Origin of the sequence: Mesorhizobium sp. M4B.F.Ca.ET.017.02.2.1 (genome assembly GCF_003998955.1) — a bacterium.
In the GTDB taxonomy this organism is placed as follows: Bacteria; Pseudomonadota; Alphaproteobacteria; order Rhizobiales; family Rhizobiaceae; genus Mesorhizobium; species Mesorhizobium abyssinicae.
This window is the reverse complement of sequence record NZ_RZOF01000151.1, coordinates 1-13,457: the sequence shown is the minus strand read 5'-3', so window position 1 is coordinate 13,457 and position 13,457 is coordinate 1. Positions and strand designations below refer to the sequence as shown.

Genomic DNA, 13,457 nt, shown 5'->3' with positions numbered 1-13,457 from the left:
TCGCCAATTTCGGCGTCGGCTTCAGCCACATCGATGTCGCGGCGGCCCGCGACCGCGACATCGTGGTGACCAACACGCCTGGCGTGCTGACCGATTGTACCGCCGACCTTGCGCTGAGCCTGATGCTGGCGGTCGCGCGCCGGACCGGTGAAGGCGAGCGGCAGCTGCGAGCCGGAGAATGGCACGGCTGGTCGCCGACCCACATGGCCGGCGCGAAGGTTTCGGGCAAGACCTTGGGTATTGTCGGCATGGGGCGCATCGGCAAGGCGACGGCCAGGCGCGCGCATTTCGGCTTCGGCATGAAGATCGTGTTCTTCAACCGGTCGCCGGTCGATGATGAGGAAACGCGCGCCATGGGCGCGGTGCAGATGCAGACTCTGGAAGGTGTGCTCACGGCATCCGATTTCGTGTCGCTGCACTGCCCGGGCGGCGCGGAAAACCGCCACCTGATCGATGCCCGAAGCCTGCGGTTGATGAAGGGTAGCGCGTTCCTGATCAACACCGCGCGCGGCGACGTCGTCGACCAGGACGCCCTGATCGGCGCGCTGCAAAGGCGCGAGATCGCCGGCGCTGGCCTAGACGTCTTTGCCGAGGAGCCGGCCGTTCCGGAGGCGCTGAAGCAGTTGGAGAATGTCGTGTTGCTGCCGCATCTCGGCAGCGCGACCGAGGAAACGCGGGTGGCGATGGGCATGAAGGTGGTGGAGAACCTGACCGCCTTCTTCGAGGGGCGTCCGGTTCCCGACCGGGTCGCCTGACAGCCGGCGCCACCCTCGATTCAGGGCGCGGCTACAGCGGCGGTCGATGCCGACGGATCAGGAGAGCGCCTTGGAACAGAGCAGACGCATCAAGTTTCGCGAGGACGAGCGCAGCCTTTTGTTGCGCCTGCTGCTGCAGGTCGCAAGCGCCCGCGAGCCGGAGATCGCCGCCGTTCTGAGCGGACGCAGGTCGCTTGGCTCCCTCGCCCCTGGCCAGCGCATCCCGGCGCTTCAGGCGACAGGGGTGTGGTTCCAACTGCTGACGATCGCCGACGAGTTGCTTGCCATGCGGGCGCGACGCGAACTCGAACAGGGCGCCGGCGTCGACGAAGTGCCCGGCTCCTTCGCCAGCGTGATCGCGCAGATGGCGGCCAACGGCCACTCGGCGCAGGAGGCCCAGGCCGCGCTCAATGAGCTTTACGTCGGCCCGACCATGACCGCTCACCCGACGGAGGCCAAGCGCGTCACAGTGCTGGAGATCCACCGCCGCATCTATCGCAAGCTGACCGAGCTCGACCAGCCGCGCTGGGCGCCGCGCGAACGCGACCTGCTGGTCGCCGATCTGGAAAGCGAGATCGAGCTTCTGTGGATGACCGGCGAACTGCGGCTGGAGCGTCCGACGGTCGAGCGCGAGATCGCCTGGGGCCTGCATTTCTTTCGCGAAGTCATCTTCGAGGCGACGCCGCAGCTCTATGGCAAGCTTCAGGGCGCCTTTGAGCGTCACTATCCGGGCGAGCCGATAAGAATTCCCTCCTTCATGCGTTATGCCTCGTGGATCGGCGGCGACCGCGATGGCAATCCCAACGTGACGGCCGCGGTCACGGCCCATGCCATGGCCGAGTACCGCAACACCGCCATAGGCTGGTATCTGGCGCAGATGCAGCGGCTGGTGTCGGTGCTCAGTGCCAGCTCGAACGTCATCGACCTGCCGGCCAGCTTCGAGCCGGTGCTGCAAACGGCACTCGATAGAAGCGGACAGGCCGACGAGATCGCCGCCCGCAACCCTGACGAACCGCTTCGCCAGTTCGCCTCGGCCCTGCTTGCTCGGCTGGACGCCACGCGGGATGGCAGTACGGCGGCGTACCCCTCGGCGGAGGCGTTTCGGGCTGATCTCAACGCCCTGTCTTCGGTCCTCGAAGCAATCGGAGGGCGCGCGGTGGCCAGGCGTTTCGTCCAGCCGCTGCTTTGGCAGCTCGGAAGCTTCGGCTTCCGCACGGTTTCGCTCGACGTCAGGCAGAACTCCACCGTCGTCAACCGGGTGCTGGCCGAGCTGTTTGCGCTGGCAAATCCCGCCGATCCGGTGGCAGCCGGCACGCCGCAATGGTCGGCGCGCATTCGCGCTGCCTTGAGCCAGGGCGAGCAGCTGGAGATCGACGCAGGCCGGCTCTCGCCTGAGGCAGGCGAACTGCTTTCGACATTCTCGGTCATCGCCAGGCACATCTCCGGATCGGATGGCGATGCTGTCGGCGCTTTCGTTCTCAGCATGACCCGCTCGGCAGACGATCTGCTCGCGGTCTATCTGCTGGCGCAATATTGCGGACTTTCGACCGCGCCCAGTGGCGGCGGCACAATCCGGCTGCGGATCGTGCCCTTGTTCGAGACCATCGCCGATCTGCAGGCCGCCCCCGCCATCCTGGACGGGTTGCTCGGCGTTTCGCTGGTCAGGCGCACGGTGCGGGATTTCGGCGCGCGCCAGGAAATCATGCTCGGCTATTCGGACTCCAACAAGGATGGCGGTTTCCTCGCGTCCAATTGGGAACTGGCGAAAGCGCAAAAGCGCCTCGCTGCCGTCGGCCGCAAGCACAAGGTCAGGATCAGCTTCTTCCACGGCCGCGGCGGCTCCGTCAGCCGTGGCGGCGCGCCGACCGGCCGGGCGATCGCCGCGCAGCCGCAAGGAACCGTCGCCGGAACCATGCGGGTGACCGAGCAGGGCGAGGTCGTCTCGTCGAAATTCGCCAATCGCGGCACCGGCCTCAACCAGCTCGAGATTCTCGCCGCCGGCGTGCTGGCCCACAGTGTCGGATCGCCCGGCGATGCCGAGAAGAAGGAAACGCCGGAATTCGACGAAGCGCTGGAAGCGCTGGCAGGCATGTCGCAGGCATCCTATGCCGGGCTGATGGCCGAGCCCGGCTTCCTCGCCTATTTCAACCAGGCGAGCCCGGTCGCGGAGCTGGCGCTCTTGAAAATGGGCTCACGGCCGGATCGCCGTTTCGGCGCCAGCGGCATTGCCGACCTGCGCGCCATTCCATGGGTGTTCGCCTGGAGCCAGAACCGTCATCTGTTGACCGGCTGGTATGGCATCGGCAGCGCGATGAGTTCCTTCGTCACCGTGCGCGGCGAGGCCGGGCGCGACCTTCTGGCCCGCATGTTCGAGCACTCGCGCTTCTTCCGCCTGATCGTCGACGAGGCCGAGAAGACGCTTTACCAGTCCGACATGGAGATCGCGCGGCTCTACGCCGGCCTGGTGTCCGACAGCGATGCGGCCGGGCGAATCCACGCCCGCATCGGTGCCGAATACGAGTTGACGCGACGCCTGATCGGCGACCTCACGGGAGGCGATCTTTCCGCGCGCTTTCCGATGTTCAAGCGGCGTTTCGACAATCTGCGACGACAGATGGACGACATCCACCGGCTGCAGGTCGATCTGCTGCGGGAAGTCCGGGCAAACACCGGCACAGCGGATCAAAAGCGGGCGACCGACGCCCTGCTCGTCTCGATCAACTGCATCTCGGCCGGCCTTGGCTGGACGGGATAGCGCCGGCGACGGTCCCAGTCGGGGCAGATCTGCAAAATCAGCCTACAACGACGCGACGTCGCAGACGAAGCGCCCTCATCGGGATCTCGACGAGACTGTGCGTCAGCACGGCGAGAGCCATCGACAGGACAGCCGTTACGAACAGGGTTGGAGCCCAGCCATAGGACTGCTTCATGACGTTGGCGATCGGGTAATGCCAAAGGTAGATCGAATAGGAAAGGACCCCGACCCGCACCAGCATGGGGTGGGACAAGAGGCGATGAATTTCACTCCTGCTGTCCGTCGCCACGACAACCAAGGCCGCTGCCGAAACCTCGACCAGAGGCTGCATGATCAGCAGCGAGACCGGCGTGAATATCTGCGTGCCTACCATGAACGGCAGGATTGTGCCCGCGGCCGTTCTGCCGATGCTGTCCAGTTGGGATAGGTCTTTGAACTCCGGCTTTGCCAAAGCCACGATCGCACCCGCAAGCAAGCCTGTCAGGCGGGCGTCGGGACGATAGTAGACCCATTCGCTCGGCAATTCCTGCAGCAGCACGATCCTCCAGGCTGTCGCGATGCAAAACATGGCGACAACCACGGCAGCCGGTCGAGGCAGGCGCAATATGCCCACCAACAGCAACGGCCATACCAGGTAGAATTGCTCTTCCACGGCCAGCGACCAGGTGTGCCGCAGGACACCGTAGAAGTGCTCATAGGGCGCGAAGAAATCGGTCAGGTAGACGGCTGCGATGAAGATTTTTCGAGGCGTCTCCAGACCGATGAGCAGGATTGCCGCCAGCATCAGATAAAGGGGCGGAGTGAGGCGTACCAGCCGGTTCCAGTAAAAGCGGCCGAGATCGATGCTGTTGGTCTCGTCAAGTTCGTTGCGCAGCATGGTGGTGATCAGAAAGCCGCTAAGTACAAAAAACAGATCGACCCCGAAGAAGCCGCCATGCAGCAGCGGCACCTCGCAGTGGAAACCCAAAACAGCCAGGATGCTGATGGCGCGCAATCCATCCAGCGCAGGATTGTAAGGCAAAGGAACCTCCCCCGGAACAGCTGGCGAAGGTACTTTGGCATTCTTTAAATTGGGTTTCCTTGTGGTTGCATTTTGCTTGCAATGACAACCTTTGCTCGCGGGTTGCCGCGCCTGACATAGCAACGCAGGAGCTTAGCCGCCAAACCGGCGCGCACGCCTCAAACAGCGGCCTGACCGGGCAGGCTACCCGACGTCCCGGCGGCTGGTTGGGCTCTTTGCCGCAACCGTTGAAAATTCAACAGGGAGATTTTGGTGCGGTCGAGAAGACTCGAACTTCCACGGGTTGCCCCACAGCGACCTCAACGCTGCGCGTCTACCAATTCCGCCACGACCGCACGTGGTAGGAGCCGGAACGAACCGGCTCGGGGCCTGTAGCAAATCGTTTCCGGCGAAACAAGTGCGCCGTGCGGAATAATCGCCAATGCATGTCGCCCAAAAGTGCGTAGCGGTTTTGGGGGAACGACATGCATCGGACAGAGCTGCCGACACAACGCTCCACAGCTTTGGAAAATGCCGGGGAACTGGACGTTTTCGCCCATTGCCGCCATATGAGGGGGCACACGAGATTTATCATGCCAGAACGCAGCCAGATCGCCACGTCGTTCCTGCCCCTGCCCGGTTCAGTACCCGTCGAATGGCGGATCGAGCCCGGCCTCACCGCCTATCCCGATGCGATCGCCTTCATGGAGGCGCGCGCCGAGGCAATCCGCAGCGGTGCGGCCGGCGAGATTGTCTGGCTGGTCGAGCATCCGCCGCTCTACACGGCCGGCACCAGCGCCCGCATCGAGGACCTGATCGAGCCCGACCGGTTTCCGGTCTTTTCGGCCGGACGCGGCGGCGAATACACCTATCACGGCCCTGGCCAGCGGGTCGCCTATGTGATGCTAGACCTCAAGCGCCGGCGCGAGGATGTGCGCGCCTTTGTCGCCGCGCTCGAGGAATGGATCATCGCAACGCTTGCCGCCTTCAACGTGCGCGGCGAGCGGCGCGAGGACAGGGTCGGCGTCTGGGTCGTGCGGCCGGATCGTCCCGCGCTTGCCGACGGCACGCCGGCCGAGGACAAGATCGCGGCAATAGGCATCCGGCTGCGGCGCTGGGTGAGCTTTCACGGCATCGCCATAAATGTCGAGCCGGAACTCGGACACTTCACCGGCATCGTGCCGTGCGGTGTCCAGGATCATGGCGTCACCAGCCTGGTCGATCTTGGCCTGCCCGTGACCATGGCCGACCTCGACCGGGCGCTGAAATCCGCTTTCGAGCATGTGTTCGGCCCCGCGGCCGCTTTGCCCGTCGAGGCAACCCGCAAGGCTGGCTGACAACTGTCCGATCGCTGCTCAGACCAGCAGCGTGGACGCCCACAGCACGCCATAGCCATGGATGGCGAAGACCGCGAGCAATGCGCCGGCCATGGCGAATCGGTCGAAGGTTCGGATCGGCTTCAGCTCATGGCGCGGCTTCACCGCGCTGCCCATGGTGAGCAGGCTGAGGATCAGGAACACGACGCCGGCCGCAAGCAGGAAGCCCGGCGAAAATCCAGCCAGCCAGCCGAGCGCCAGCAAGGCGGACAGCAGCAGGAACGAAGCCAGCGCCAGGACGATCGGGCCGGGGCAGATCTGGCGCAGCACCTGGCCGCCGTCGAACTTCCACACCGGCACCAGATTGGCGATGTTGAACAGCGCGGAAAAGCCGGCGAGCGTGGCCAGCAGCGCGGCGACGGCGCCATGCCCCTCGCCTCTGGCAAGCCCGCTGGCGGCGATCAGCACCGGCACCAGGAAGGCCGAGAAGCCGGCGCCCATCAGCGCCACGAACGCCACCTCGAAGCGGCTGTCGTAAGGCCTGCCGCCGATGGCGATGCCGCCAAGCAGCGGGATGAAGATCATGCGCGCCCTGCTATGTCCCATCAGCCGGAATGCCGCCATATGGCCGAGCTCGTGCAAGGCGACCACCGAGGTCAGGATCGCGGCCAGTGCCAGGCCGCCGAGGCTAAGGCCGAAGAACGGCCACAGGATGAAGGCTGAAAGCACGGCAAATCCCACCTGGCTGAGCGGATGCTCGAACCAGCCGCCCTTGCGATACTCTCCGGTCCTCGCCCAGCGCTGCAGCTTGCCGAGCTCGCGCCGCATGGCGAAATAGCGGAAGATCAGGAAGGCGACGCCGCGGTAGCGATCGGTCTGGCCGAGGCTGACCCGCGTCGCGGCACCCTCGGCCACCAGTTCGGTGGTCTCGCGATAGCTGGCCCAGAAGGAGGCATCGAGCGAGGAATCATCGAGGACGCGCATGGAAAAGCGGCCGCCCTCGACGACATCCTCCAGCACGACCTTGCGTTCGATCGGCTGGCCGTCGCGCCCTTCCCAGGACAGGACGATGCGGGCCATGCCCTGGCCGTCCAGCGCCTGAGCCGAAACGATCTCGCCCGACCAGCCGGCATCGCTGCCGAACGGCCACAGCGCCTGCCAGAGCCGGTGGCGGTCAGTCGCCACCAGTCTCGACACCCTGACCGTGCGCAGGCCGAGCGGCACGGTCATCAGCAGAAAGATCAGTCCGAGATTGCCGGCCAGGAGGATGGCCATCACGATCGGCGACACCGGTGTTGCTCCCTGTCTTCGCGGGCACCCTAGCGTCAATGGCGGCAAGAAAAGCTTAACGTCGAGGCGCTTGCGGCAGCCGGCCGCAAGGCATGGTCCTCACATGGCGCCGATCCAGATCGCCATGGAAATCAGAAACGTGCTCATGCACACGAGCGACACAACATCCTGAACAAGGTCCGACATAACTCTCTCCAGTTGTTAGTATGTTCGTATTTTGTTCTAATTTTGTTCGAATGTCAACGACCGCAGAAAGGCGCGGCCCGGAAATTTCGGGCGCTCAATCCGGCAGGGTTAAGGAAAGGTTGACGGGCGCTGCGCGCCGGTCTTGCGTTCACGGCAGACAGAAAGTCTTGCCAGTCAGGTCGCCGGGGCACGCCGAGAGTCGGGTCAGGCCGAGTCGAAAATGGTGGCTTCCGAGAACCGGAGCGGAGCGCACTTGAAGTACGTGAGCACGGGAAGCGCAGGAAGCCGCCTTTCGCAGGCCGGCCTCACCCGAATATCGCCGTGACCTAAAGGGGGACGACCTTGCCCTCGGCCAACGTCACCCGCCGATCCATGCGCGAAGCCAGCTCGTGATTGTGGGTGGCGATCAGCGCCGCGAGGCCCGATTGCCGGACCAGCGCTTCCAGCGCCTCGAACACATAGGAGGCGGTGACCGGATCGAGATTGCCGGTCGGCTCGTCGGCCAAAAGCACCAGCGGCGCATTGGCGACGGCGCGTGCGATCGCCACCCGCTGCTGCTCGCCGCCGGAGAGCTCCGACGGCCGATGCTGCGCCCGCTTGCCGATCTGCATGTAGTCGAGCAGCTGTGCCGCCCGCTCGGCCGCTTCCTTACGCGACAGCCCCTTGATCAGCTGCGGCATCATGATGTTTTCCAGCGCGGAAAACTCCGGCAGCAGATGATGGAACTGATAGACGAAGCCGACATCGTTGCGGCGGATGGCCGTGCGGTCCTCGTCGGACAGCCGGCCGCAGGCGCGGCCGCCGAGAATCACGTCGCCGGCGTCGGGCCGTTCCAGCAGTCCGGCGGTGTGCAGCAGCGTCGACTTGCCGGTGCCCGACGGCGCCACCAGCGCCACCATCTCGCCGCGCCGCAGCGAAAAATCGGCGCTGTTCAAGATGGTCAGCTTGCGCGGCCCCTGGACATAGTGCCGCTCGACGCCCTTCAGCTCGATAATGGCTTCGGCCATCACTCGTACCTCAAGGCTTCGACCGGATCGAGCCGCGCCGCCCGCCAGGCCGGAAACACCGTCGCCAGGAAGGACAGGCCCAGCGCCATGATGACGACATAGGTGGTCTCGCGCGCATCCATCTTCGCTGGCAGCTGACTGAGGAAATAGAGCTCGGGATTGAACAGGATCCTGCCGGTCATCCAGGAGAAGAACTGGCGGATCGATTCGATGTTGAGGCAGATGACGACGCCGAGCAGCACGCCGGCGATGGTGCCGGTGACGCCGATCGCCGCCCCTGTCATCAGGAAGATGCGCAGGATCGCGCCGCGCGTCGCCCCCATCGTGCGCAGGATGGCGATGTCGTGGCCCTTGTCCTTCACCAGCATGACGAGGCCGGAAATAATGTTCAGCGCCGCCACCAGCACGATCAGCGTCAGGATCATGAACATGACGTTGCGCTCGACCTGCAGCGCCGAGAAGAAGGTCTCGTTGCGCTGGCGCCAGTCGACAAGGTCGATCGGCCGCTGCGCCGCTTGCTCGACCAGCGGCTTCAGCGCGTCGACATTGTCGGGATTGTCGACATAGATCTCGATGGTCTGCGCCCGCCCGTCCATGTTGAAATAGAGCTGCGCTTCCGAGAACGGCATGTAGACGATCGAGCTGTCATATTCCGACATGCCGACCTCGAAGATCGCCGCGATCTTGTAGCCCTTCATGCGCGGCGTCGTGCCGAGCGGCGTCACGTCGCCGTCCGGCGAGATCAGCGTGATTGTGTCGCCGAGCACGAGGCCGAGATTCTCGGCCATGCGCTTGCCGATCGCCACGCCCTCGCCGGTGTCGAAGCCGTCAAGCGTGCCTTGCCTGATATTGCTGGAGACGATCGAGATCTTGCCGAGGTCCTCGCCGCGTATGCCGCGCACCAGCGCGCCGGTGCCGCCGCCGACATTGCCTTGCGCCAGCACCTGGCCGTCGATCAGCGGAATGGCGTATTTGACGCCGGCCACGCCGTTGATGCGGCCCGCCACCTGGGCGTAGTCCTCCAGCGGCGAATCCAGCGGCTGCGCGATCAGATGGCCGTTGACGCCGAGGATGCGGGTCAGCAGCTCGGCGCGGAACCCGTTCATCACCGCCATGACGACGATCAGCGTCGCCACCCCCAGCATGATGCCGAGGAAGGAGATCGAGGCGATGACCGAGATCACCGTCTCCTTGCGCCGCGAGCGCAGATAGCGCCAGGCAACCATGCGCTCGAACACCGAAAAGGCGCCGGCGGCTGGGGCTTTGACGGCCGGGGCTTTGGCTGCGGCCGCCTGGCTCATGCGGCGATACCGAGGCGCTTCTTCGCCGCTTCGATCGGCAGCGTCTCGCGCTCGCCGGTCCTGCGGTTCTTGATCTCGACCTCGCCGCTCGCCACGCCGCGCGGCCCGACGATCACCTGCAAGGGCAGGCCGATCAGGTCGGCGGTGGCGAACTTGCCACCCGGTCGCTGGTCGGTGTCGTCATAGAGCACGTCCTTGCCGGCGCCGGAGAGCGCGGCATAGAGCTCGTCGCAGACGCGGTCGCATTCGGCGTCGCCCGCCTTCATGTTGATCAGGCCGATGTCGAACGGCGCCACCGCGTCGGGCCAGATGATGCCGTTGTCGTCATGGCTGGCCTCGATGATCGCCGCCACCAGCCGCGAGGGTCCGATGCCGTAGGAGCCGCCGGAAGCGAAATGATCCTTGCCGTCCGGCCCGGTCACCTTGGCGCCCATCGGCTTGGAATACTTCTCGCCGAAATGGAAGATATGGCCGACCTCGATGCCGCGCGCCGAGACTTTGTCGCTCTCGGAGACCTTGTCCCAGGCCGCCTCGTCATGCATTTCGTCGGTCGCCGCGTAGGGCGTCGTCCACGTCTTGACGATGTCGGCGATCTCGGCGTCGTTGGAAAAGTCGATGTTCGCGCCCGGCACGGCGAGCGAAAGATAGTCGCGATGGCAGAACACCTGGCTCTCGCCGGTGTCGGCCAGGATGATGAACTCGTGGCTTAGGTCGCCGCCGATCGGCCCGGTGTCGGCGCGCATCGGGATCGCCTGCAGGCCCATGCGCGTGAACGTCCTGAGATAGGACACGAACATCCGGTTGTAGGCGGCCTTGGCGCCCTCGTAGTTGAGGTCGAAGGAATAGGCGTCCTTCATCAGGAATTCGCGAGAACGCATGACGCCGAAGCGCGGCCGCACCTCGTCGCGGAACTTCCACTGGATGTGGTAGAGGTTGAGCGGCAGGTCCTTGTAGGACTTCACATAGGCGCGAAAGATCTCGGTGACCATTTCCTCATTGGTCGGCCCGTAGAGCATCTCGCGCTCCTGCCGGTCCTTGATGCGCAGCATCTCCTTGCCGTAGTCGTCATAGCGCCCGCTTTCGCGCCACAGCTCGGCCGACTGGATGGTCGGCATCAGGATCTCCAGCGCGCCCGCCCTGTCCTGCTCCTCGCGGATGATCCGGCAGACCTTGTCCAGCACGCGCTTGCCGAGCGGCAGCCAGGAGAAGCTGCCCTGCCCCTGCTGGCGGATCATGCCGGCGCGCAGCATCAGCCGGTGCGAGACGATCTCGGCCTCGCGCGGATTTTCTTTGAGAATGGGCAGGAAATAGCGCGACAAACGCATGGACTGGTCCGTAAGTGAGGATGGCCCCGCCGGAATCGGCGCGGCATGGGCTGCTTGCCCCGGCTTCATAGCCATTTCATGGCGGATTGGAAACCCGAGCGAGCGGCCGAAGTGCTGCAACCGCCCGGTTGATCGTTTCACAAGCAAGGCCTGCCGTACTATTGTGCACTGCAGCACGATATTGCCCGTTTCCGGGCAAAATTCTTCGTGACAATTTCATCTGCCTTAGGCTAGTGTGCCCCGATAACCGAGAGGGCGGAAAAAAATCTGCTCTCCTACGCGGTCAAAGTCTTGGGAGGATGCGATCTAGGCGCGGTTACTCGCAGCCGCCGGATACCGGAAACAGATCGGACGCGTTTAAATTGCAAGGCCTCGTGCCTTGCATTTTTTTTGTGCAATCATCTGCTTAGCCCGACAGATTGCCAAACTGCTTTACCAGACGTCAGCTCAGCCAAAATTCGAAAGCCGGCTACCGGATTTCCGGCTGAATCGACTCGCAAGCAATGGGATGACTTTGGCTCGACTGCGTCGTTAATTCTTCGGCGTCTGGTTGAAGTCCGGCACGACGTGCGGGATGTCGTCGATGCCGAGGCCAAGCCCCCGCGTGATGCCGTAAAAGATGCCGAGAAGAACCAGGGTGGCGATCGTCGTCCGGAACGCCGCGCGCAGCATGTGCGGCCCGCGCGGCGCGCTGGGAACGGTGCCCAGCGTCACATCCTTGTCCTCATCCTGGGTTCTGAGGCTGAACGGCAGGACGGCGAACAGCACCACCCACCAGGTGGCGAAGAACAGCGCGATGAACGAAACCCAGCTCATGATTGCTCCAGTTCGACCAGCGTGCCGAAGAAATCCTTGGGATGCAGGAACAGCACCGGCTTGCCATGCGCGCCGATCTTCGGGCTGCCGTCACCCAGCACGCGCGCGCCGCTGGCCTTGAGCCGGTCGCGCGCGGCCACGATGTCATCCACCTCATAGCACACATGGTGCATGCCGCCCGAGGGGTTCTTCTCCAGGAAGGCTGTGATCGGCGAGTTCTCGCCCAACGGTTCCAGCAATTCGATCTTGGTGTTGCCGACATCGACGAACACCACGGTCACGCCATGTTCCGGCAGCGCCTGCGGCGCGCTCAGCCGCGCGCCGAGCGTGTCGCGATAGGCCGCCATTGCCGCGGCCAGATCCGGCACGGCAAGCGCGACATGGTTCAGGCGTCCGAGCATAAAGCACTCCGCTTTAGGGGAGTAAGGGAGTAGGGCAGTATGGGAGTAGGGAAACGAGTCTGAACAAATACAGACTGCTTATTCTTCCCTATTCCCCTACTGCCTTACTCCCCTATTCCCTTGTTCGTCACCGCGTGACGAACACCGTCACCAGCGGCTTCTTGCCCCAGGCTTCGTTGGCGGCACCGCGCACCGCGCGGCGCACCGCCTCCTGCACCAGGTCGAGGTCTTTTCGGCGCTGACGGGGGATCGAGTCCACGGCGCCGATTGCCGCATCGAGCATCAGGTCCTCCAGCGTCTCGCCGCTGGCGTCCGCCTCGGCGACGCCGATCGCCACCAGGTCGGGATCGCCGGCAAGCTCGTATTTGTCGTCGAGCACGACATTGACGGCGACATGGCCGGCAAAGGACAGCTTGCGCCGGTCGCGGATGCCCATCGCCTGGTCGGTGCCGATCAGCCGGCCGTCCTTGTAGACGCGGCCGAACGGCACCTGGTCGACAATGGTCGCGGCGCCCGGATAGAGCCTCAGCATGTCGCCGTCGCGCACCTGCGCAACCTGGCCAATGCCGGACATCGACATCAGCGACCCTTGCGCCACCAGATGCGCCGCCTCGCCATGCACCGGCACGCCGATCTGCGGCCGCACCCATTCATACATCTTGCGCAATTCGCTGCGGCGCGGATGGCCGGAGACGTGCACCAGCGCATCGCCGTCTTCGATGATCTTCATGCCGAGGTCGATCAGCCGGTTCTTGATCTCGAGGATCGCCTTCTCGTTGCCGGGGATGGTGCGCGAGGAAAACACCACGGTGTCGCCGGCCGTCAGCGACACCGATTTCATCTCGTCGCGCGACAGCTTGGCAAGTGCCGCCAGCGGCTCGCCCTGGCTGCCGGTGCAGATGATGACCAGGTTCTCGCGCGGGATGAAGCCGTAATCCTCCTCGGCGATGAACTCCGGCAGCCCGTCCATGTAGCCGAGCTCGCCGGCGACATCGATGACGCGCTTCAGTGAGCGGCCAAGCACGAGACATTGGCGGCCGGCGTCGCGCGCCGCCCTGGCGATGGAAACGATGCGGCCGACATTGGAGGAGAAGGTGGTGACGGCGACGCGGCCCTTGGCGCTCTGGATGACGCCCTTCAGCCCCTCGCCGACCGCTACTTCCGATGGCGATTCTCCTTCCCGCAGCGCGTTGGTCGAATCGCAGACCAGCGCCAGCACGCCCTTGTCGCCATAGGCGCGGAAGCGCGCCTCGTCGGTTTTCGGCCCGATCGTCGGCTCCGGATCGATCTTCCAGTCGCCGGTAT

The 13,457-nt window shown here is 64.6% G+C and carries 11 protein-coding genes and 1 tRNA gene; 3 read left to right on the top strand and 9 right to left on the bottom strand.

Annotated features, from left to right (window positions below; translation table 11 throughout):
* The coding region (locus EN738_RS18675) for a D-glycerate dehydrogenase (RefSeq protein ID WP_145966875.1) at positions 1-755 on the top strand (755 nt) is incomplete at its 5' end.
* A 70-nt stretch (positions 756-825) separates the two neighbouring features.
* Positions 826-3,510, top strand: a complete 2,685-nt coding sequence (locus tag EN738_RS18670; RefSeq protein WP_127284979.1) for a phosphoenolpyruvate carboxylase — start codon at positions 826-828, stop codon at positions 3,508-3,510.
* A gap of 37 nt (positions 3,511-3,547) precedes the next feature.
* Here the strand turns inward: EN738_RS18670 and EN738_RS18665 are convergent, their stop codons facing one another.
* Together EN738_RS18665 and EN738_RS18660 are read right to left on the bottom strand one after the other, a co-directional pair.
* A complete protein-coding gene (locus tag EN738_RS18665; protein ID WP_189340224.1) occupies positions 3,548-4,531 on the bottom strand; it encodes an acyltransferase in 984 nt (327 codons plus the stop codon).
* A gap of 250 nt (positions 4,532-4,781) precedes the next feature.
* Positions 4,782-4,866: transfer RNA gene (locus tag EN738_RS18660), tRNA-Leu, on the bottom strand.
* 237 nt (positions 4,867-5,103) lie between these two features.
* On the opposite strand from EN738_RS18660, the gene lipB reads away from it, so the two are divergent.
* Complete coding sequence (lipB, locus tag EN738_RS18655) at positions 5,104-5,847, top strand: lipoyl(octanoyl) transferase LipB (RefSeq protein ID WP_127284977.1); 744 nt, start codon at positions 5,104-5,106, stop codon at positions 5,845-5,847.
* A gap of 18 nt (positions 5,848-5,865) precedes the next feature.
* On the opposite strand, the gene EN738_RS18650 is transcribed toward lipB, so the two are convergent.
* The 7 genes from EN738_RS18650 to EN738_RS18620 form a co-directional block, all read right to left on the bottom strand.
* Positions 5,866-7,116 (bottom strand): site-2 protease family protein, encoded by a 1,251-nt coding sequence (locus tag EN738_RS18650; RefSeq protein ID WP_127284976.1) that lies wholly within the window; start codon positions 7,114-7,116, stop codon positions 5,866-5,868.
* A 512-nt stretch (positions 7,117-7,628) separates the two neighbouring features.
* Entirely contained in the window at positions 7,629-8,312 is a 684-nt protein-coding gene (locus tag EN738_RS18645) for an ABC transporter ATP-binding protein (protein ID WP_189605889.1), read from the bottom strand.
* Positions 8,309-9,610 carry a lipoprotein-releasing ABC transporter permease subunit gene (locus EN738_RS18640; protein ID WP_127284974.1) on the bottom strand — a complete coding sequence of 434 codons (1,302 nt, stop codon included), beginning with the start codon at positions 9,608-9,610 and terminating at the stop codon, positions 8,309-8,311. The genes EN738_RS18645 and EN738_RS18640 overlap by 4 nt, the downstream gene beginning before the upstream one ends.
* Entirely contained in the window at positions 9,607-10,935 is a 1,329-nt protein-coding gene (proS, locus tag EN738_RS18635; RefSeq protein WP_127284973.1) for a proline--tRNA ligase, read from the bottom strand. The genes EN738_RS18640 and proS overlap by 4 nt, the downstream gene beginning before the upstream one ends.
* A 531-nt stretch (positions 10,936-11,466) precedes the next feature.
* Positions 11,467-11,751, bottom strand: a complete 285-nt coding sequence (locus tag EN738_RS18630) for a DUF1467 family protein (protein WP_127284972.1) — start codon at positions 11,749-11,751, stop codon at positions 11,467-11,469.
* Entirely contained in the window at positions 11,748-12,152 is a 405-nt protein-coding gene (gene mce / locus EN738_RS18625; protein WP_126054034.1) for a methylmalonyl-CoA epimerase, read from the bottom strand. Before mce ends, EN738_RS18630 begins: the two co-directional genes overlap by 4 nt.
* Positions 12,153-12,279: 127 nt before the next feature.
* Positions 12,280-13,457 (bottom strand): ribonuclease J (locus tag EN738_RS18620; protein ID WP_145966874.1); only part of this gene is annotated, 1,178 nt, incomplete at its 5' end.